This window comes from Carnobacterium viridans (assembly GCF_900102725.1).
Taxonomy (GTDB): domain Bacteria; phylum Bacillota; class Bacilli; order Lactobacillales; family Carnobacteriaceae; genus Carnobacterium_B; species Carnobacterium_B viridans.
In genome coordinates, this window is the sequence record NZ_FNJW01000008.1 from 1,394,916 (window position 1) to 1,416,070 (window position 21,155).

Annotated in this window: 26 protein-coding genes and 1 pseudogene; 5 read left to right on the forward strand and 22 right to left on the reverse strand. The window is 35.6% G+C overall.

The window, feature by feature from the left end; translation table 11 throughout:
• Positions 1–21: 21 nt before the first annotated feature.
• The 6 genes from purC to BLT48_RS08155 form a co-directional block, all read right to left on the reverse strand.
• A complete protein-coding gene (gene purC / locus BLT48_RS08130) occupies positions 22–771 on the reverse strand; it encodes a phosphoribosylaminoimidazolesuccinocarboxamide synthase (protein ID WP_089977115.1) in 750 nt (249 codons plus the stop codon).
• Between the two features lie 192 nt (positions 772–963).
• Positions 964–2,100 (reverse strand): 5-(carboxyamino)imidazole ribonucleotide synthase, encoded by a 1,137-nt coding sequence (gene purK, locus BLT48_RS08135; RefSeq protein ID WP_089977119.1) that lies wholly within the window; start codon positions 2,098–2,100, stop codon positions 964–966.
• A complete protein-coding gene (purE, locus tag BLT48_RS08140) occupies positions 2,093–2,581 on the reverse strand; it encodes a 5-(carboxyamino)imidazole ribonucleotide mutase (protein ID WP_089977122.1) in 489 nt (162 codons plus the stop codon). The genes purK and purE overlap by 8 nt, the downstream gene beginning before the upstream one ends.
• A 541-nt stretch (positions 2,582–3,122) precedes the next feature.
• Complete coding sequence (locus tag BLT48_RS08145; protein WP_089978732.1) at positions 3,123–4,616, reverse strand: oxidoreductase; 1,494 nt, start codon at positions 4,614–4,616, stop codon at positions 3,123–3,125.
• Between the two features lie 43 nt (positions 4,617–4,659).
• Positions 4,660–5,040, reverse strand: coding sequence for a YbaN family protein (locus BLT48_RS08150; RefSeq protein WP_035020703.1), 381 nt, complete (start codon positions 5,038–5,040; stop codon positions 4,660–4,662).
• Positions 5,041–5,093: 53 nt separating this feature from the next.
• Entirely contained in the window at positions 5,094–6,179 is a 1,086-nt protein-coding gene (locus BLT48_RS08155) for an FMN-binding protein (RefSeq protein ID WP_089977125.1), read from the reverse strand.
• Between the two features lie 227 nt (positions 6,180–6,406).
• On the opposite strand from BLT48_RS08155, the gene BLT48_RS08160 reads away from it, so the two are divergent.
• From BLT48_RS08160 to BLT48_RS08170, 3 genes are all read left to right on the forward strand, one after another.
• Positions 6,407–7,312: an FAD:protein FMN transferase gene (locus BLT48_RS08160; protein WP_089977129.1), complete on the forward strand. Its 906-nt coding sequence runs from the start codon at positions 6,407–6,409 to the stop codon at positions 7,310–7,312.
• Positions 7,313–7,562: 250 nt separating this feature from the next.
• Positions 7,563–8,141, forward strand: a complete 579-nt coding sequence (locus BLT48_RS08165) for a membrane protein (RefSeq protein WP_035020707.1) — start codon at positions 7,563–7,565, stop codon at positions 8,139–8,141.
• A 43-nt stretch (positions 8,142–8,184) separates the two neighbouring features.
• Positions 8,185–9,660 carry a flotillin family protein gene (locus BLT48_RS08170; RefSeq protein WP_089977132.1) on the forward strand — a complete coding sequence of 492 codons (1,476 nt, stop codon included), beginning with the start codon at positions 8,185–8,187 and terminating at the stop codon, positions 9,658–9,660.
• Between the two features lie 262 nt (positions 9,661–9,922).
• Here BLT48_RS08170 and BLT48_RS08175 read toward each other — a convergent pair whose 3' ends face one another.
• The 14 genes from BLT48_RS08175 to BLT48_RS13865 form a co-directional block, all read right to left on the reverse strand.
• Positions 9,923–10,891 carry a linear amide C-N hydrolase gene (locus BLT48_RS08175; RefSeq protein ID WP_089977135.1) on the reverse strand — a complete coding sequence of 323 codons (969 nt, stop codon included), beginning with the start codon at positions 10,889–10,891 and terminating at the stop codon, positions 9,923–9,925.
• 100 nt (positions 10,892–10,991) lie between these two features.
• A complete protein-coding gene (locus BLT48_RS14335) occupies positions 10,992–11,126 on the reverse strand; it encodes a hypothetical protein (protein WP_280513129.1) in 135 nt (44 codons plus the stop codon).
• A 99-nt stretch (positions 11,127–11,225) separates the two neighbouring features.
• Positions 11,226–11,333, reverse strand: a complete 108-nt coding sequence (locus tag BLT48_RS13665) for an SDR family oxidoreductase (protein ID WP_143019111.1) — start codon at positions 11,331–11,333, stop codon at positions 11,226–11,228.
• 735 nt (positions 11,334–12,068) lie between these two features.
• Positions 12,069–12,329, reverse strand: coding sequence for a metal-sensitive transcriptional regulator (locus BLT48_RS08185; protein ID WP_089977139.1), 261 nt, complete (start codon positions 12,327–12,329; stop codon positions 12,069–12,071).
• Complete coding sequence (locus BLT48_RS08190; RefSeq protein ID WP_034537892.1) at positions 12,329–12,625, reverse strand: rhodanese-like domain-containing protein; 297 nt, start codon at positions 12,623–12,625, stop codon at positions 12,329–12,331. Before BLT48_RS08190 ends, BLT48_RS08185 begins: the two co-directional genes overlap by 1 nt.
• Complete coding sequence (locus BLT48_RS08195) at positions 12,625–14,277, reverse strand: FAD-dependent oxidoreductase (protein WP_089977144.1); 1,653 nt, start codon at positions 14,275–14,277, stop codon at positions 12,625–12,627. Before BLT48_RS08195 ends, BLT48_RS08190 begins: the two co-directional genes overlap by 1 nt.
• On the reverse strand, positions 14,277–14,582 hold the full coding sequence (locus BLT48_RS08200) for a rhodanese-like domain-containing protein (protein ID WP_034537896.1): 306 nt from the start codon (positions 14,580–14,582) through the stop codon (positions 14,277–14,279). Before BLT48_RS08200 ends, BLT48_RS08195 begins: the two co-directional genes overlap by 1 nt.
• An 18-nt stretch (positions 14,583–14,600) precedes the next feature.
• Positions 14,601–14,921 (reverse strand): thioredoxin, encoded by a 321-nt coding sequence (gene trxA / locus BLT48_RS08205; RefSeq protein ID WP_089977146.1) that lies wholly within the window; start codon positions 14,919–14,921, stop codon positions 14,601–14,603.
• A gap of 26 nt (positions 14,922–14,947) precedes the next feature.
• Positions 14,948–15,211 (reverse strand): membrane protein insertion efficiency factor YidD, encoded by a 264-nt coding sequence (gene yidD / locus BLT48_RS08210; RefSeq protein ID WP_411155643.1) that lies wholly within the window; start codon positions 15,209–15,211, stop codon positions 14,948–14,950.
• 435 nt (positions 15,212–15,646) lie between these two features.
• Positions 15,647–15,925, reverse strand: a complete 279-nt coding sequence (locus tag BLT48_RS08215; RefSeq protein WP_218123368.1) for a hypothetical protein — start codon at positions 15,923–15,925, stop codon at positions 15,647–15,649.
• Positions 15,926–16,058: 133 nt separating this feature from the next.
• The gene (locus BLT48_RS08220; RefSeq protein WP_226776547.1) at positions 16,059–17,522 is read right to left on the reverse strand and encodes an IS5 family transposase; all 1,464 of its coding nucleotides are present in this window, start codon (positions 17,520–17,522) and stop codon (positions 16,059–16,061) included.
• A gap of 424 nt (positions 17,523–17,946) precedes the next feature.
• Positions 17,947–18,147 (reverse strand): hypothetical protein, encoded by a 201-nt coding sequence (locus BLT48_RS08225; protein ID WP_089977149.1) that lies wholly within the window; start codon positions 18,145–18,147, stop codon positions 17,947–17,949.
• 23 nt (positions 18,148–18,170) lie between these two features.
• Entirely contained in the window at positions 18,171–18,788 is a 618-nt protein-coding gene (locus tag BLT48_RS08230; protein WP_089977152.1) for a hypothetical protein, read from the reverse strand.
• 177 nt (positions 18,789–18,965) lie between these two features.
• Entirely contained in the window at positions 18,966–19,136 is a 171-nt protein-coding gene (locus BLT48_RS13865) for a hypothetical protein (RefSeq protein ID WP_176944101.1), read from the reverse strand.
• Positions 19,137–19,316: 180 nt separating this feature from the next.
• On the opposite strand from BLT48_RS13865, the gene BLT48_RS08235 reads away from it, so the two are divergent.
• A complete protein-coding gene (locus tag BLT48_RS08235) occupies positions 19,317–19,832 on the forward strand; it encodes a helix-turn-helix domain-containing protein (RefSeq protein WP_089977155.1) in 516 nt (171 codons plus the stop codon).
• A gap of 411 nt (positions 19,833–20,243) precedes the next feature.
• On the opposite strand, the gene BLT48_RS08245 is transcribed toward BLT48_RS08235, so the two are convergent.
• Both BLT48_RS08245 and BLT48_RS13870 read right to left on the reverse strand, forming a co-directional pair.
• The gene (locus BLT48_RS08245; RefSeq protein WP_089977161.1) at positions 20,244–20,501 is read right to left on the reverse strand and encodes a hypothetical protein; all 258 of its coding nucleotides are present in this window, start codon (positions 20,499–20,501) and stop codon (positions 20,244–20,246) included.
• A 75-nt stretch (positions 20,502–20,576) separates the two neighbouring features.
• Positions 20,577–20,747 carry a hypothetical protein gene (locus tag BLT48_RS13870; RefSeq protein ID WP_176944102.1) on the reverse strand — a complete coding sequence of 57 codons (171 nt, stop codon included), beginning with the start codon at positions 20,745–20,747 and terminating at the stop codon, positions 20,577–20,579.
• A gap of 180 nt (positions 20,748–20,927) precedes the next feature.
• Here BLT48_RS13870 and BLT48_RS08250 point away from each other — a divergent pair.
• A pseudogene (locus BLT48_RS08250) lies at positions 20,928–21,119 on the forward strand (helix-turn-helix domain-containing protein); the annotation flags it as partial.
• Positions 21,120–21,155 lie beyond the last annotated feature (36 nt).

The following is a 21,155-nucleotide window of genomic DNA, read 5'->3' on the forward strand; positions in this document are numbered from 1 at the left end:
ATGATTTATAGTAGTTGTTTTTTATTTGTCTGTATTTACACGAAAGGACGATTCGTTTATTCGCAAGTTGTTCAGACGTTCCAATACTTCTGTATAAACAGGAATGATATCTCCTAGATCACGACGATACAGATCTTTGTCCAAATGTTCTTTCGTATTTATATCCCATAAACGACAAGTATCTGGAGATATTTCATCAGCGAGGATGATTTTTCCATCCGCTGTTTTCCCAAATTCAATTTTAAAGTCAATTAACCGAATAGCGATTTTTTTGAACATTTCCACTAAGACAGCATTGATCTCTAATGCTTGTTTTTTTATTTCAATTATCTCTTCGTCATTCGCAACATTGAGCATCTTAACGTGTGAGTCATTGATAAATGGATCATCCAGCTTATCGTTTTTGTAATAAAATTCAAGAATAGGAAAAGGCAAATCGATTCCTTCTTCGATACCAAACCTTTTTGTAAAACTGCCGGCCGACGTGTTGCGCACAACGACTTCTAAAGGAATCATTTCAACTTCCCTAATTAATTGTTCGGTTTTTGACACTTCTTGGATATAATGGCTGGCAACTCCTTTTTCAGCTAAGTATGTGAATATCAAACCCGTGATCTGGTTATTCAGTTCTCCTTTCCCTTCAACGTTTTCCTTTTTAGCGCCATTTAACGAAGTTACTTGGTTTAAATACTCTGCTAAAAGAACTTTTTCTTGATTTGTCGCATACATTTTTTTAGCTTTCCCGGTATAGAGCAATTCTTTCTTTTCCATTATCTCGTCCTTTCTATTTACGAACATTAATTTTAACAACTCTTACATCATTCGTTTTAATTGTAGCATTCAACCTTTGTTTGTCAATGGAATATCCATTGTTTTTTCAAATGATGTCCTAACTAAATTAATCTTATTCCATACAAAAAGACCGTAAACAGTAGTTTCGGCCTTCTTGTATGAATTTATCCATTATTTACTTCGCGATGCATTCCAAATTCCGGTATCCCCTATTTCTATCAAGGTTTTTTCGATATCATTTGTCAAGATCGTGACGTGCCCGACTTTTCTATTGATCTGTAAGTTTTCTTTACCGTAGTAATGAAACGACCATTCTGCTTTTTTATCACGAAACACTAAACTTTTTTCCATGTGTTGCCCTAAAATATTGACCATAACAACACTTGAAAGCAAGCGCGCTTTTGGCATCGATAATCCAGCTACTGCTCGGATATGCGCATCAAATTGAGAAAGAGACATTGCTTCAATCGTATAATGTCCTGAATTGTGCGGTCGAGGTGCCAGTTCATTGACGAAAATGTCATCATCTTTTGTCAAAAATAATTCGATTCCTAACGTGCCAACTAATTGTAATGCATCAGCAATCTGTTGAGCCGTCTCTATGGCTTTTTCGCTCACTGCTGGAGAAATCCGTGCAGGTACAATGGATTCATGTAAAATATTAGCGACATGGATATTTTCAGAAACTGGAAAAATAGTCGTCTCACCTTTTCGATTGCGAACAATCATAACTGATAGTTCTTTCGAAAAAGGTACCCAGGCTTCAAGAATACAACTATGATCACCAATCAGCGCTGCTGCCGCTTCTTTATCCGCTTCTGATTTTAAAACAACTTGTCCTTTACCGTCATACCCAAAACGTGTTGTTTTCAAAACGCAAGGATAGCCAATTTTTTCAAGCGCAGTATTCAGTTGAACTATTTTTTCCACAACCTCGAAGGCTGCAATCGAAACTCCACTAGCTTCTAAAAACCGTTTTTCTTTGATTCGGTCTTGCGTAATAGCTATTACCTCGCTACCTTGTGGGATAGCGACTATTTCTTCCATCTCTCGTAGTGCATCTGCATCAATATTTTCAAATTCAAACGTTAGAACAGAAACTTTTCTCGCAAATTCACGTAAAGCTTCTTTGTCAGCATAATCAGCACAGATATTCCAATCAGACACTTGAGCTGCTGGACAATTTTCATTAGGATCCAAGATGCCAACAACAAAACCCATTTTTTTTGCTGATTGAGCCATCATTTTCCCTAATTGTCCGCCTCCAATAATTCCAATAGTCTCTCCTGGTTTGAGTGGTTTATACAAGATTCTCACTACTTTCTATTACATTTTTTTTAAGCCAATCACGTCTTGTTTCCAACTGTTTCGCTAACTTTTTATCTTCAATTGAAAGAATCTGAACTGCAAGAAGTCCTGCATTCACAGCTCCTGCTTTCCCAATCGCCACAGTAGCAACAGGTACACCCGCCGGCATCTGTACAATAGACAATAACGAATCCATGCCATTAAGCGCACGAGATTGTATCGGTACACCTATGACTGGCAATGTTGTTTTTGCTGCAATCATGCCCGGCAAATGAGCCGCACCTCCAGCTCCTGCAATAATTATTTTTTTTCCCAATTCTCTTGCTTGTTCAGCAAAACTAAACATCAAATCCGGCGTCCGATGGGCTGAGACCACCTTTTTTTCATACGCTATATCAAATTCATCTAAAATCGCACAACAGTCTTTCATCGTTTCCCAATCAGAAGTACTTCCCATAACAACAGAGACAATGGCATCCATTTATTTTCCTCCACTCTAATTTCTCACGTTCAATATAGCACAACGCTTTGAAGTTTTACAAACGTTTATTGAAACGATTTATTTTTCGTTCGTGATTAGAGTTGTTCTGATGCATTAAATTAGTTTTGTGATAATTTTTACTAGATTATAAGCAACCCTTTTTTATGTATTGATTTTTTAGCGTTCGCATTCTTAGTCTTATCCGTACACAAAAAAATTCTTCATCAAATGGTGTTGGTTGGTTGATAGAAGAAAAAATTTCTTCTGGAATAGATGGGTTTGCTTGTGGAGAGCCATGGGAACGTCTGAAGCCTGTAGTCTTCAGAGCTTTCAAGCCTCAAATAAAGCTTAATCGCTGAAGCGTTAACGCTTTATAATTCGCATTGAATCCAATGCACGGCTACAAGCAAACCCTATTCCTCCAGAAATATTCTGTAACCAATTTAACTAAGCTATCAGGACTAAAGAGTATAGAGCCAAAAAAAGCCAAGGTCTGCTCACAGCATTCCTTAGCTTTTTTTGAATAACTCATGAAAAATAACTATCTCACTTCTGTACTCTCCCACTGAACGGCATCTTTTGAACGTACACGTAAAGCTTCGGAATTTCCATTTGCTTTTTCCACTGCATCTGCTACTCCATCAATAAGGCTTTTCGAAGTCACCGTTGCTCCTGAAATGACATCTACTTGCAACGTTTGCCCAGTAATAATCTCCTCTGGCAATCGCTTGAAAACGGTAGTTGCAACGGCATCTGGTTGCTCTTGTCCATCCAGTTCTATTGCCAAAATTTTAGTATCTGAGAAGGTTACTTTCATCAGGATACCACTTCCATCATGACCTTCAACAGACGCTTCATAGGTTCCCGGATTGAAAGTAATTTTTACATTTTGCAATTCTTTCAGCTGTTCATATTTTTGTTCTTCTGCTTGTACATCTCTAATCATAAAATCCATTACATCCCATAAAGGTTCAGGGACGTGCAACAGATTCTGTTCGCTGATGTCGGCAAAATCTTTAATTTCTTCATCTGATTTTGCTTTTTCAACCCAATTCGGTTCGACTAAAAAAGCTTTTCCTACTGCAACTAAATCATAGCCCGCTTTAAGTGTAGCTTCCGCATCAATGCGCTGACCAACTCCACCTACACCGATTAGAGCTATTTGAGCCAACTCTTCTGATTGCTGCTCAATGTACTTCTCGAGCAAGGGCTGACTGTCTTCTTTATTGATGATTGATGATCGGTTCCAGCTACCCATTGAAATATGAAAGTAATCTGGTTTTAGTTTAGCTAAACGATTCAATAAATACATCGTATCTTCAAAACGTATCCCTGGCTCTTCAATTTCTTCGGGAGAAAATCGGTAACCTACAATAAAGTGCTCTGCTTGTTGTTTCTTAACTTCTTCTTGTACAGCTCTCATCACTGCTTCCGGAAATTTAGCACGTGCTTCTCGGCTGCCTCCCCATTTATCTTCACGGCGGTTAGAATGCGGAGAAAAAAATTGTTGAATTAGGTACGTATTTGCGCCATGAATTTCGACTCCATCAAATCCAGCTTCAATCGCACGTCTGGTAGCATCTGCAAAGTTTTGAATCATTTTATCAATATCCACCGGCATCATTTGACGCGGTGTAACAGCTTCCGGTCGCAATGCTGAAACAGGGCTAGCTGAGATGGGCGTAGCTCCACCATTGAGTTCTGGAGCAGCCATACGTCCAGCATGATAAATTTGCAAAATAGCTTTAGATCCTTTTTCTTTAATAGCATTAGCTAGTTTACGCAGTTCTTTCACTTGAGAATCTTTATTGTTGCCTAAAGCTCCCGCAAATCCTCGACCTTTATCTTCCACAAACGAACTTTCAACAATGATTGCACCAACTTCTCCAGAACGATGAGCATAATAATCAATCATTTCTTGTGTGACCGTTCCATCAAAGTATGCTGCTTGAATAGTCATTGGTGCCATCATGATACGATTCTTTAGTCGTACTCCCGATTTCAGTTCCATTTCCTCGAATAATTTTTTTGACATGTTGGTAGTCCTTTCCAGCAATTTAATGTGCATATTTTTTTCTTCATTCATTTTTAGGTAGAACTTTACGAGTTGGAATAACAAATAATAATGCTACAGTTAAAGCAAGTGTCACTATCGCCAACACTACTTTAATGAGTTGAAATGGTGCAAAAAAAATTGAGATGCCCATCAGAATATAACTATTAACGAGTATTTTCCATTTTTTATTTTTAGGAATAGATTTCGTTTCAACGTAATCTGATACATATAGTTGATACAATTTAGTCTTTTTTAACCAATCATTAAACGTACTGGAGCTATGTGCAAAACAGTAGCCAGATAACAATAAGAATGGTGTCGTTGGCAGCACAGGTAGAATTGCGCCTGCTGAACCCAAAAGAAAAGAAAGAATCCCAACACTAATTAAAAAATGGCGTTTCATCTGCATCCTTCCTTTTCTTCAACTAAATGATAAGTGAATTTATTCCTGTCATTTTAGTTCCATTTTTCGCGGGCAAATGGATTTGGTTCAGTAGGATTGCTTAATTCCCCACGGCGATTCGGTTCATCGATTGTCTCAATAAAAGGTGTTCCATTTTGGACATATTCCATGAATCCAATATTTTTTCCTGTGCGATTGAAAACAGGAACATAAGAAACAAAAATTTTACGATCTCCATCTTTTCGTGTGAACCAATACGTTTCGCTTTTGCGTGTCCCATCTGCCAGTTCTCCAGCTAATTTACCAACAAATTCACGCACGTGAGGCGGATGACAATCAATAAAGTGGCTTCCTAAACTCGCCTGAGAACGATGAAACTCATGATGATCTTCATTAAAATATTGAAAGCGCAAATCCGGACCAACAAACGTAATTTCGACTGGTAGCGCATTCAAAACAGCTTCAATTTGTTCAATGGTCAGGGATCCTCCTCTAAATTGGATACGTGGTTCTAAATCTTCTAACTGCGGTGCAGCTTCAGGATCAATCTCACCTCTAGCTATACCTAAAGCGTAATCTAACGCTTCTTGTGCTCCGCGTGAAGAAAAAGTTGCGCCCGAAATCGTATCAATTTGAGAAGATTGACTGCGTAAAACATTTGCAATTATGTCTTCAATTGCTTCACCACCGATATCAGGAGTTTCTTTTCCTTGGTAGTCAATTTTTTCAATTTTGTTTTCACTTACGGTTACATTCAGATTAATTTCACCTTTATACCCATCTCCATTTCCACTGTAAGTTCCAGGTGTGAAATGATGTTCAATCTTTCCTGTTTCTTCATTAAATTCCCCATCAATAGGAGCTCGTTCGCCTCGTGCAACTCCTAAGGCATAATCCACAGCCCGCAAAGTCCCTTCTGAAGCATATGTCGCACCAGAAATTGTATCAACTTCTACTGATTGTCGTTTAATGATCTCTTCTACCATTTTCGCTACGGCTACACCACCTTTGTTAGGCGTTTCATTTTCAGTGTAATCAATGTTTACTATTTTTCCCTCATCTACTTTTACATCTACGGTGATATAATCATGGTACCCAGTTGCTCTTCCTTTGTACGTTCCCGTTTTAAGATTATTCATATGAACCTCCTTGATATTGTTATCAATTTCACAAATAGTTTTTACATTCCTAGTATAAGTAGAAAAATAATTAAAAAAATTGATTTAAATCAATTCTTTTAATTATTTTTAGAGAAAACCTCAACTAATTTTTAGAGTATGTTAAAATGCAAACATATGCATTGTATAGGCTTTTCAACTTTATAGATAGGTGGGTTAAAAAAATTAAACAGAAAATTATCAACCGAATGGGAACTCGAATCAGCCTTTCCATCGTGCATCCAGAGTCGGAAAAATTATTGGAAATAGCTAGCCACATGTTGGCAGACTATGAAGCTCGTTTCAGCGCTAACAATCCTAAAAGTGTTTTGATGATCGTGAACCAACAAGCAGGAATACAGCCTGTTCATGTCGATTCAGATTTATATGAATTAATTCAAGTCGGCAAGGAATATAGTTTGTCTTCTAACCTTGCGTTAAACATCACAATTGGACCACTCGTCAAACTATGGAAAATCGGATTCACTGGTGCGCGTTTACCTGATCAAAAAGAAATTGAAGAACGTATAAAACTAATTGATCCAACTGAAATTGAATTAGATGCGGATAAAAGAACCGTATACTTAACAAAAAAGGGTATGGAATTAGATCTTGGCGCCTTAGCAAAGGGGTATTTTGCCGATAAACTTAAACTTTTTTTCCAAAAAGAAGGCGTACAAAGCGGTATAGTGGATTTAGGCGGTAACGTATTGACTATTGGAAAAAATCCTAAATACAAAGATGGCTATTGGCGTGTAGGTATTCAAAAGCCTTCACTAGTTCGTGGAGATTTAATAGGAGCTGTACTGGTGAAAGACAAATCAGTGGTTACATCTGGCATTTATGAACGGTCACTTAAGGTAGGTGAAAAAGAATACCATCACATTTTTGATTCAACAACAGGCTACCCGATTGAAAATGAATTGGCCAGTGTAACCATCGTTTCGGATGAATCAATTGATGGAGAATTATGGACCACTTTGTTGTTTATGTTTAGTCCCGATGCGGCCATCCAATATATCGATAACACTCCCGGCATAGAAGCTCTTATTATCACAAAAGACAACGATGTAAAGATGACACGTGGTATCATGCCGTATGTTGTTTTATTTTAAGAAGCTATAAAGATGAGGCTAACCATTTAGTTTCTTGAGCGAGGATCGAGAATTTTCGAGGTATACCACCTTGTAGAAATGGCCTCACGAATTTTGATAAATAAAAAAGTATAAAAGCTTATCTTTAGTATAAAATATTCCGTACACTCTAAATACAGTATGGTATTATCTATATTAGTAGATCGTTCATCAAGTCATGATAGCCGTTAAAAAGCCTAACAACTCATTATTGAAAGGGGGTGAAAATGAAGTGTTAACCGCGATCTTAGAAAACTCACTGTACTTACAATTTGCTTTTACAGGCTGTATAGCTTTAGCCATTTTGACATTGCCGCTAAAAGATATCATCAGTGTCGGTTTTTACGACATCAGTGATTTTTTTGTCACAGGAATGATTGCTTTTTTCATTACATATGGGATTCTAGTGACCAATCTTATAACCGTATCTATCTGGTTATTTGTAGGTATCTTTTTTGTCGTAATGGTTGCCATTATGCTCATGAATATTCTTGTTATACTGCCTTTTAAAAGCCGTGCTGAAAATTCAACTATTACATCGATTCATGAATTAGAAGGCAAAGAAGCGAAGGTATCCATCCCAATTACACTCAACGGAACAGGCGAAGTGATCGTATCTACTGGTTTTACACGAGTGAATAAAATGGCTAAAATCTATGACAATACCGATAATATAACCGAGATTCCTAAAAATGAAAATGTATTGATCATGGATGTCAGCAACAACATTCTTTATGTTCTTCCTTACACAAACAGCATTAAAGCTATTGGCAAACCAACGCCAACATGGAATAAGAAACAAAAAAAATAACTCCACCCTCAAAAAGCAGATACGAGAAAGTAGGAATGTATAAATGAATTCAACATTATTTGCAACCATTGGCGCTATCGTCATCGCAGTCGTTTTACTCGTCGCATTGGTCAGTCGTTACCGTACAGCCTCACCTGCAGAAGCCCTAATTATCAGTGGTACAGCATTAGGTGATAAAAATGTTTATGTTGATCCCAATACGGGCAATAAAATGAAAATCGTTAGCGGAGGCGGGACATTCGTTTGGCCAATTATTCAATCGGTTCACAAGTTATCACTACTGTCGTCTAAATTAGACGTTCGTACACCCGAAGTGTATACCGAGGAAGGTGTTCCAGTCGCAGTTGACGGAACCGTTATTATTAAAATCGGATCTACATCAGAAGACATCGCAACAGCTGCTGAACAATATCTTGGTAAATCAACAGAACAACTTGAAAGCGAAGCAAAAGAAGTCTTAGAAGGACATTTACGTTCAATTCTAGGTCGCATGACTGTTGAAGATATTTATCAAAACCGTGATAAATTCAACCAAAATGTTCAAGATGAAGCATCTGGTGATTTAGCTAAAATGGGACTAGTTATTTTATCTTTTACAGTAAAAGAAGTAACGGACAGAAACGGTTACCTAGATTCATTAGGCCAAGGACGTATTGCTGAAGTGAAACGAGATGCAGATATCAAAACAGCAAATGCAGATAAAGAAACACGTATTCAACGTGCACTAGCTGAGCAACTCTCTCAAGAATCTGAATTGCAACGACAAACAGAAATTGCCGAAGCTGAAAAAGTGAAAAGCCTTCGCATATCTGAATACGGAAGAGAACAAAATATCGCAAAAGCCGAAGCTGAAAGTGCATATGACTTAAAGAAAGCTGAATTAAAGAAAAAAGTTATCATCGAAGAAGGTAACGCTCAAATTATTGAACGTGAAAAACAAATCGAGTTGCAAGAAAAAGAAACCATTAAACAAGAACGCGAATACGACGCAACTGTCCGTAAGAAAGCTGATGCTGAACGTTACTCTGTTGAGCAACGCGCGGAAGCCGATAAAAATAAAGCTATTGCAGAATCTGAAGCGAGAGCCAAAGAAATTGAATTAAACGGTATGGCTCAAGCCGAAAGTATTCGTTTGATCGGTAAAGCTGAAGCAGATAGCAAGACAGCCTGGGCTGAAGCTTTGAAACAATATGGCGATGAAGCTATTGCAACCTTACTGATTGAAGCTTATCCTGCAATTATTCGTGCTGCTGCTGAACCATTGAGTAACATTGACAAAATTACAGTTGTCGACAGCGGAAACGGAAATGGTGCATCAGCTATTACCAAAACAGCCCTAAACACACTGGCCGCTTCTCAAGAAGCATTTAAAGACGCAACAGGCTTAGACATCAACAATTTAATCAGTTCATTTGCTGGAACAAAGAATGTGGGTCGTCAAATCAGCAATTTAAATGACACCCTCACTCAAACACCTGTCGTGGCTGAAGAACCAATTATCACAAACGACTCAAAATAATCATTTAACTATTTATCAATGCACGGCTAGGAGCTTTGTGACGGTTCGATTCCGCCTCGTGTATTATAATTAAATCAAAGAAGTTCCAAAAAAGCAGCTAATCAGGGCTCTATACTTTTTAGTGTTGATAGCTTAGTTAAATTAGTTACAGGATATTTCTGGCGGAATAGGGTTTGTTTGTAGTTTGCATTGAATTCAATGCGAATGACAAAGCGTTGGCACTTCAGTGTTCCATTTGCTTCATTAAATAGTTTCTTTTTTTCTACAAAGACATCTCTTTTTCAATTTCAATAAATGTGATATCGGATTTTTCTTGATAGTCTTCAAGATAAAATGGTTGAATAGTGTTATTATCGTGGCACTTGATAAAGTATGCTTTTTTTTGGGTATCCATTATCGATGTATATAACGTTTCATCTTTGTGACCTTTTTCAAGATCTACTACCGCTCCTGTTGGGATATCGGCTTGCGATAAGATACGAAACCCTTGTAAGATAGCAGCTTGACGTTCTAAATCTTTAGGTGTACTGGCTACAAAAAAAGCAGAACGTACAAAACGCGATGGAGGCGTAAAATCACCTGGAAGACCGACTGCTCCACTCCCTTCCCCAAACTTTGAAACTACAGTACCATTGAAGTCTCTGTTTTCAATATTTTCTGGTCTGATATTCAAGTAATTCTTCAAGTTGGTTTCATGCCAATGGAACTCGGGAGCATTCGTCAAAACACCATAAGGATTATCATAAGGAATTAAATGTCCATTTTTTGGCTCTAAAACAATTTTTCCGCCTTTAGAATCCATAAAGAAGAAGTGGTTGTTCGTTGCTTGCTGTCCCCCTTCTTCATACTTTTCCAGTAAAATAAGCTTTTCAGCTTCTTCTCTTACTTCAGCGACATTTTTACATCTACTCAGCAAATAATCAAAAGCTGTTGATGTAATGAGATTTATTTTTCCTTCTACAGCTTTTTTCGCAAAGGAAGCATTTCCAGGAAACAAGTTACTAGAACCCATCAGCCCCATCTCATTAATTCCATCTCCTAAAGAAGCAATGTTAAAAAAACCAGTTCCTATAGTTGCATATTTTGTAGAAAATTCTCTACCTTTTACTTTAAGAAATTCTTTATTGTCTTTTGGGATATAAAGAATTTTATTATCTAGTTTTACGCTAACTTCTAAAGTCCTTCCAAAAATTATTCCATCTTGATAAGAAAATCCAATTGTTGTACACATCGTGTTTGTCTCCTTTTTATTAAATAGTTGGTTAACCTCATTTTTGAAAATGCAAAAAAATTTTCCATTTTATGTTAGGGGGTAGATCAAAACTATTTTGTTAAGAGAAGTATTTCAATTTATCCTTAGAAAATTCTTCAAATGTGCGAGGCTTTCTACGAGTTAATTCATAAAAATGATTAGTCATTTCTTTAGCTGTCCCCATTCTTGTCATAAAATATAACGCTACTGTCACGTCAACATAAGCTTTGTCTAAACCTCTTTTTTTAATGTAATAATTTCTATATTTTAAATAGACAGGTTCAACCTGATTTCCAAATAGATCTCTTAGTTTCTAAATATTGGTACCTGCAGCTACTACTGGTTCATTAAGTTTCACTAATTCTCTTATTACATATCTTCCACCATTACCTGATGCACCGGTTACTAATACCTTCATCATTCTTACTCCTCACTTAATAGCTCATTGGCTTCTTGTAGCAATTGAATAAATAAACTGAATTTTTGATACCCCATTTTTTCTTCAAGAAAATCCATGGTTCCAAGGTATTCTTTAGCTGTAGATTCAAGCAGTTCATGGCCTTTATCAGTAATTTTTACCGTATAACTTCTTTTGTCTATTTCAGAGGGTACTTTAACTAAACAAGTTTTTTAATTAGTGTATTAACCATATCAGTAACAGAAGGTTTTGCTATTCCCAAGAAAGTACTTATCATAAGCGGTGTCACTTTATCTTCAGTTTTTTGCACATATATTAATGCACCCATCTCACTGGCTTTATAGGTATAGCCCTTTTTTTATTCATCTGGAGAAGGCAAAATCTTGAAACAACATCCCTACTATCCAATATACCTTCTTTCATAAATACACCTCAATATAGTTAGTCTGACTAACTATATCTTATCGAACACAAAAATTTTTGTCCATTCATGATGACCGAATTCCAAATAGTAAAGGTTACTCGAATCGATTTGATACTACGCCACAAGAAATTAATCGAGCTGAACGGTCTATTCAATTAGACTCTCAAAAGAAACAGAAGAATTAGTAAAAGTTTTTTCTGACTATGTAAATGAAGAAAAACTAAAAAAATTCAAAAATAGAGAACGGATTTATAACCTATCCTCTATTTTTGAACTATTTAAAATTTGAAAAATATTTTTTTAAGCCACTGCTATTATCTACTTTTCATTAACAAACCAATGGCTTGTTGGATACTCTCTTCTCCAGTACTTCCTTCTTCTATACTTTCCTGCACACATTCCACTAAATTTTCAGCAACAATCAAACTGATAGCACGATCAAGACTGGCACGCACAGCTGATAGTTGAGTAACTATAGCTGCACAATCTCTTCCTTCTTCAATCATATTTAGTACCCCATGAAGTTGGCCATCAGACCGTTTTAATCGATTCACAATTTTCACATTGTATTCCATTAAATCACTTCTCCTCTCCAAGCAGAAATACCGCCCATAACATTCGTTACTTTGTATCCTTCTTTTGCTAGCTGCTGACAAGCCATTGCAGAACGAGCTCCTGAGTGGCACATCACATAATAATCCTGTTCTTTATTTAACTTTTCTTTTCCATTTGATAAATCACTTAAAGGTACATGAACAGCACCATCTACATGTTTAGATTCCCATTCATCGATTTCTCGTACATCGACTAATGAAAGTGTTTCTTTTCTCCATTTTTGTTCAAACTCTGGCATTGATATTGAATGATACATTATTTTACCACCTTTTCTGATCTGACTGTTGAATAAAGAGCAAATGCTCCATCTAAATTTTTAGCCGTATATCCATTTTGTTTTAATATCCGTTCAGCGATATAGCTACGTAACCCACTGTGACAACTTACAATAATTGGTTGCTCTTTAGGTACTTCTAACAAGCGCTCACGTAACTGATCAAGAGGAATATTCATGGCCCCACTTAAGCGACCATTTTTTTCAAGTTCTCCTTCATTACGTACATCAAGCAATAAATAGCCTTCTCTTTGTTTCTCTTCTAGTTCATGCCACTGAATTGACTCGCTAATTCCTTCAATAATATTTAAAGCAGCATACCCCGCCATATTTACAGGATCTTTTGCGGATCCAAATGGTGGTGCATAAGTAAATTCTAATTCCGGCAAATCTTGAACAGTCATACCTGCTTTGATAGCCGTTGCAATGATATCGATGCGTTTGTCTACTCCATCTTCACCAATAGCTTGGGCACCATAAATTTTTCCATTTTCAGGATTAAACAGTACTTTTAATAAAATCGTACCAGCATTTGGATAGTACCCTGCATGGCTTTTTCCTTGAATATGAACAATTTCAAATGTTTCATTTGCTGATTTTAATTGTCTTTCATTTAATCCAGTGGATGCTGCTACTTGGTTAAATACACGAACAATTGCGGTACCAATACTACCTTTGTTTTTTCGAGACAATCCACTAATAACATCTGCAACTTGTCTGCCTTGACGATTAGCTGGAGCAGCTAAAGCAATCATCGTATCTTCCCCATTGATTTGTTGTTTCACTACGATAGCATCTCCAACAGCGTAAATATCTTTTTGACTTGTTTCATAGTTCTCATCTACTAATATACCACCACGTACACCAGTTTCAACACCCGCAGTTAAAGCCACAGTTGTTTCAGGCTTAACCCCTACTGACATTAATGTTATATCGCTTTCTAAGCGTTCCCCATTTTCAAGCACAACCACTTTTCCTTCTTCTTCAAAAGCTTCAGCAGCCAATCCTGTATATAATTTAACACCATTCGCCTTTAATTCTTTAGTGATGTAAGCAGCCATTTCTTCATCCAAAGGTGGCAAAACTTGTGGTGCTTTTTCAATAATTGTAACATCTAGTCCACGATGAACCAAACTTTCAGCCATCTCTAAACCGATAAATCCAGCTCCGATGACTACAGCTTTTTTAGGATGGTGAGTGTCCATGAAAGCAGTAATTCCATCTACATCCGGAACAGAACGCAATGTAAAAATGTTCTTAGCTTCTTCTAGCCCCTTAGCTGGTGGGGTAAACGCTTTAGCTCCAGGAGAAAGAATCAATTTATCATAAGTTAACGTATACTCTTCTTCAACTGTTCGAACAGTTACTTCTTTTAGAGAAGCATCTATGGATACTGCCTCACTATCAGGACGTACATCTAGTTCAAAACGTGCTCGCAAAGCTTCTGGCGTTTGTACCAATAAACTGCTGCGTTCTTCAATTTCACCAGCCACATAATATGGCAGACCACAGTTAGCAAATGATACATAAGGTCCCTTTTCCAATACGATGATTTCTGCATTTTCGTTTAAACGTCTTAAACGAGTAGCTGCTGACATTCCACCAGCTACTCCTCCTATAATCACAATTTTCATTATAATTTTCCTCCCCTTTTAGTTCCAGTCCAAGATGACATACCACCACGAACATTCACTACATCATATCCTTGTTTCATTAAAAGTTTTGAAGCTTTTTTACTGCGCATACCTGATTGACAAATCACATACGTTTTACCTACAGGGGTATAACTAGCGATCTTGCCTAATGGGACATTTTTAGCTCCAGGAATATGGCCTCCTTGAAATTCATGAGTTTCACGTACATCTATGATGACTGGCTTTTCTGCTAAATTTTTCTCTAGTTCGCTGGTTGAGATGGACGGTACTGTTTTAAAAAACATTTTTATTCCTCCTTATTCTTATTTATCTTCTATTTTCTTTATTAAATAGTCTTTTAATACTTCTTTAGGCTTGTAACCAACAATTCTCTCTAGCGGTTGACCGTTTTGATATAAAACCATCTTTGGAATACTTCTAATACCTAATTGATTAGCAATTATTTCATTTTCGTCAATATTTAATTTAGCTATTTTAACTTTTGGTGCTAATTCTTCTTCTAACTCTTCTAAAACAGGTCCTAACATCTTACACGGTCCACACCATGGTGCCAAAAATTCCACAAGCGTTATTCCTTTTTGTACCTCTGATAGTAAAGTTGAATCTGTTACTTTTATAGTCATAGTTATTTTTCCTTTCTTATAGAAATTTACTTTGTATTCCTTTTAAGTGAGAATTTATTGGGAACAGGATCGTAACCGCCCCTGACAAATGGATGGCAACGTAAAATACGTGATACTCCCATTAATGTTCCTTTTGCTGATCCATGTTTTTCTATCGCTTCAATAGTATATTCAGAACATGTAGGATAATATCGACAGCTAGGCGGAAATAAAGATGAGATTCCTTTTTGATATCCTTTAATACTTGATATAAACAATTTTCTCAAATTAATACCCCCATCCGTATACATAATATACCCCCTCCAGTATATTATGTAAAGAGTTTTTTTGAAAAAAGTCTTAAATAGAATGTGAATTTCCCCAATCCATCTCAATCGATTACTGTAAAAAATGGTGAGTAACCTTTGTATAGTTAGAAAATTTAAAAATTGATTTAAAGATATAGTCTATAATACAAAGTACAAATAAAAAGAAAATAACCGGATAGAAACATTGTTAATAAATCAACGTTCTCATCCGGTTACTTTGATAATCCGACCAAAATTAACGTTTGTTTTCATAACGATAGGAAAGATATTTTATTTGTATCAGAATAAAATTGTTTTGAAAAAACATTTATTGTTTTTTTCATTTTCGTTTAGTTTAATGATATTCTTTGTTTTTTCTGTATTTAATTCTTGATTAAGGTCCTTATCAAACACGCGATATTTAACTTTTTCTTTTAATCATTCATCAGCAGTCTTTTCTTCTTTTCTTTCGGTAGTTTGTTTAATAATCAAATCTATTTGATCAATCAACCTCCCAGAAGTTTTTTTTACTTCTGATAAAGAGTTTATTTTATCTTCAACTTTTTCTGAATTATTCGTCCAATTAGAAATAGAAATACCTTCTTCGCTACTAAAGCAATCATCAACTAAGAGATTGTTTAAAATTTGCAAACTACGCTGAAGCTTATTTTTTAGCTTTATGTCCTTTAAATTCAACGCTAATTCATTCTCGTGCAATGTTTCCAATAACTATTCATGAAATGTATTAGATGAGTTCTCCATGTTGTACAACTCCATTAGATTCTGTTTCTAAAAGTAAATAATAACCTTCTTCATTGCTTATATTTTCTTTCAAATCTTTAAATAATGCCTACTGAACAATTGGGCTAATTTGAAATGGAGAAAAGTTCAATAGAACTAAACAGCTTTTTTTCCGATTTTTCAGTTGTCCAAAAAAAGAGCGCAAGCGATTGCGATTAATGTTATCTACATTCATCGCAATGACGGATAAGGCAATCGTAGTCAAGGTAGTTTCGCGGAGTTTGGTGCGGATATTTTCCATACCGAAACAACGCTTCAGTAAACTGAAGCCGCGCTCAACTTCTACACGATCTGCATTATCGCGATATTCGATTTCTTTGTCTCTGGTTTGGTCTTTCTTTGGACGACCAAGTGATGGTCCGGCTAGGCGAATGCCTCGTATTTTGCAGTAAGACCTGTTTTCTCGATTTCGATAGATCTTGTCGGCAAGAACCCGCTCAGGATAACGTCCGTTTCGATCGTAGAAACGGCGGACAGCTTGAACCAACACAGAAGCTTCATTGTAGGCATCAAAACTGGTCTTTTCAATCCGTGCCATCCCATTTGAATCGATACTCAGATCTAACTTCGCGCCGAATTCAACTTTTGCTTTGGCTTTCCCTCGAACAATAGGTCGCAGCCATGGTTGAGAAAAGCTGACAATCCGGTCTTTTACGGAATGCGTCTTTTTATCGAACATTTCCTTCTGCTGGTCATAGATACGACAAATAACTTCGAATGTTTTTTGTTGTTTCTCGTTCAGTTTGATTCCATGCTCGAGATAGCCTTTGATGTAATCGATATCTCGGCGCACATATCCAAGCAGCTTCCGTATTTTAGGGCGCAACCATTTGGCTGACTTTCTTTTGCGGCGAACAATTGACAAATAGTCTTTTCTAGCTTTCTTGCGATACATACGAGGCTTAGAGAATCCGTTGGTTTCACAAATGTCGTCTACCATCTTTTCTGCATGCGTACGTGCTTCATTGAGCAGTTCTGTATCCGTAGGATACTTGATTTTTTGAGGTGCACAAGTTGCATCTAAGATCAATGTTCCGGCATTCCCTGAATCATTCGAATCTGTATCGTCATCAGTGTCGTTATCGTTATCTTGATTTTCTTTGTCTTTGGCTAAGGCGTACTCAGTAATTTTTTCATTGATCTCGGTCAGTGTAACAGCGTCCAAGCGTTTGCGAAAATAAACCATCGTCGAAGAGTCGAATGGTTTTTCCTCTTGATAGCCGGGCAAGCCGATAAAGAATTGAAGATAAGGGTTTTCTTGGATCTGAAGGACAGTCTCTTCATCAGAATAACCGTATTCTATTTGAATCAAAAGGGCACCCAGAGCCATACGAAGCGGTTTGGCGACATTGCCTTTTTGATTGCGAAAGTTCTTGGCATAGCCTTTTTCCAGTTCAGCCCAAGGGATCCATTCCGCTTTTTCAATCCATCTATTTTTCGGGTTCATTTTTAGTCCCATTGGTTGGTTGAAGTCTTCGAAAGCGATTTGTGAATACGGTTGTGATTTATACATGTTTCTGTCCTCATTTCAGTAAAAGTGCAAGGTTTTGTTTAACATCCTATAAAAACCCTTGCATCTATTATATCAATCATTAGTTGTAAAAGGCAGCAGAATAAGCATAGTTTATTATTCAGTAGACATTAAATATATAGCTCTCTACCAGAATTTCTACTTCTTTTTTCTCTTCAGTAAGGTGAAAAAGAACTTTATTCCCTTTTAAAATTCTTAAAGCTAACGCTAAACGATCCGACATAATCATTCCACTTTTCTTGACTATTTTTCCTTAAGCATAAATAAAAGCTAGTTATAGGGCTAAATATATGCCTACAACTAGCTTTTATAATTTAGAAACTACTAATTTTAAATTAATCAGAGTTACAAGTACTTTGGTTAATGGAGATTATGTTTACTAATTATTAAAAGTATCTATAAAAAATTAATTATTTTTTTTTTTATTTCTTTTGACTCTGATAAGTTCAATTACAGTAAGCGCTATAGCGGTATATAATGCTCCGCCGATAAAGTCTTGATTTACTATATACTCTATTGAAATACCAATAAGACTAGAAAAAACCATTATTAGTATAATATTAGCATACGGGTGCTTTTCTGCAAAAATTTTATAATTATCAAACACATACTCACCTCTAATTTATAAATCTACTTCGTTTTATATTTTGTTGCAACATGTTTCCCTGCTGCATTATACCCTTTACTCATATAAAACTCTACCCAACCATTTCCACTTGTATCCCATTTTTTTGCAACTGCTTTTCCTGGAGTACTTCCTAATTTAGTCCATTGTGCTGAGTTCAATAATGCTGATACAATATATACTGGTAGTCCAATTGTTCCAGCTACAGCCCCTATCCCTGTATAGAAAGCAGTGTTGATCGCACCTGATAGAACGCCTCTACTAATTGATATATGAGTATACCCCCAAGCTCCCCATTTAGAAACGCTAGTGCTTCCAGCTACAGCTCTTGCTATTTCAATATTTTCCTCATAAACTACAATAACTGGACCGTCTTCCTCATATTCAATTGTATATTTTTGAGAATCAGTAGCATCATCAGAATTTTCTTCACTTTCAGTTATAACTGGTTCTTCTTCTGTAGCTATTTCATCCTCTTGAATATCATTCTCTAAAACAATTTCCTCGTTAGAATTAAATTCACTATTTTCGCCATCAGAAAATCCAGCAGCACTTACGTATGTAGGTAACCCATAACTAGCTAACATGCTTCCTGCTAATAAACTAAGTACAATTTTTTTCATTTTATTTCCCTCCTATTTTGTAAAAAAGTTATTATTTCGCTATTAGATTATCAACTTAGTACTACACCCTCCTTTTGCTTTTGTAACTTTATTATGTCTACATTTAGCTATGAATAATAGCACGTATTGGTTTACATCTTAGCAACCATTAGGTGCTAACAGAGTAATAAGGTGTTTTTAATCTACTAAATCAGACTTTCGAAGGAAATAATAACCTAAAATTATTAAAGCGTATCCAAAAGATATATTTTGAGTGAACACAGCCAAAATAGCTCCACTAAAAATAATGATAGACAAAAATTGATAACAGTTTCTTTTGGTTAATTTTTTCATTATGGTATCTCCCATAGCCATTCTCCTAACCTAGTAGTTCATAATCAAATTATCTATCGAATCTTACGAAACAAACAGAACGCAACAGTTTACATAGTAGCAACCATTAGGTGCTAAAAGGCAACTAATAGCTTATAGTCAATGATCTTTACTTTCGGTATGATAGAACAAAGAATGATAGAAGGAGGAATAATTATGGCCTTAGGAGAACGATTGAAGGCAAGTAGAGTTAATAAGGGATATTCGCAAGGAGATGTAGCAGACCATTTAAATATATCAAGACAATCCATTTCAAAATGGGAAAATGGCAATAGTTATCCTGATTTAGATAATTTAGTAAAATTAAGTACGTATTACGAAGTTTCGATAGACGAATTATTGAAAGAAAATCAAGAACTTAAAAAAAAAATAGAACAAAATGAAGTTAAAATAGAAGAAAATGTTCAAAAATTAAATTTCATTCAGGGAACAAGCGAAAAGGATGAGGGCTTAATTTTGTTAGTTCTTTCTTTTTTGGGCTTCTTAATTACTCCTTTAGGCTTAATCACCTCGCCCTTATTAATTGTTAGAAATAAACAAACAAATACACTATATAAGTTTGTTTACATAGCGTGTATTTGTTGTATTGCTTACAATTTATTTATAGGGTATGGAATTTTAAGTGATATTTTTGGTTGGGGAACCACCACTGTTGAATATCTAGGTGAATAGTCCTTAATAGGTTATAAAATACTGTTTTAGCATAACTAATAAAAATAATTTAGAAACATATTACGATTTAAGATTTGAATTCACCTATTAAGTAAAGTTAATACTAATGCTATGACGAATAGTAAAATGTTTATATATCGAATAATTAAATAATATTTAGGTAACGATTTATGATTCTCTTTTAATTCAATAATACTTGTAGTTATGGCAATCAAAAGAATACCAATATTCCCTTCTATATGTTCAGGATAAAAAATAAAACCCGTAAATGCTGCTATAAATATTAGTCCTAATAGGATAGTTTTCAGCTTATAATTAATGACTTTTTTATTTATATACATCACCTCTCAGTTAAATTTTAGTAAGTTAATCTACCAGTAAGCTATGTATGATTATCAAATTTATAGTTGTTTATGTTAAAAAATTAATTATCGTATAAATCAGTAAGATTGCACATATAATGACGACAACTATTTCAAGTACACTGTATATCTTAGGTATTCTTTTATAGTTCATCCAAATGTTATAACTAGTAGAAGGGATAGCTATTATAAGTAATATAATTCCTATAAGACCACCTTCAGCATGATCACCAGGGGAAATAATCAAGCCTATGAGAAAGATTGTAACCATTATAAGGAATGATTTAGCTCTTTTTTCTGATGTCATTAAATAACCTCTATTCATTTAGTTTGTACTATACCTTATCTATTTCTATAAATGTGAAGGAAGGAGTAAATTTTTTTAGTCCTCTAACTCTGATTTTCGCAGGAGATAATAACCTAGAATAATTAAAACATAGCCAAAAATAAGTTCTGTATTTAATACAGCCAAAATAGCCCCACAAAAAATAATAATCGATACAACCTGATAACAACTTCTTTTAGTTAGTTTTTTCATTATGATATCTCCCATAGTTAATCTCCTCACTGACTAATTCCTAATCTTATTATCTAGTTAATTTATTAAAACTAAAAGAACGCATTGGTTTACATAGTAGCAACCATTGGTTGCTACTATGTAAACTATTGCGTTATAGGCAATAAACCTTACTTTCAGTATGATAGTAATAAGTAAAGATGAGGAGGAGGATCATTGTTATTAGGCGAAAAATTAAAAAGCAGTCGAATCAAAAAAGGTTTTTCTCAGAACGATGTAGCCGAAGAGTTACATATTTCAAGACAATCCATTTCAAAATGGGAAAATGACATCAGCTATCCTGACTTAGACAACCTGGTTAAATTAAGTACCTATTATCAAGTTTCAACTGACCATTTATTAAAAGAGAAGCCCTAATAATAGATAGTCGGGACTGAAAATTAA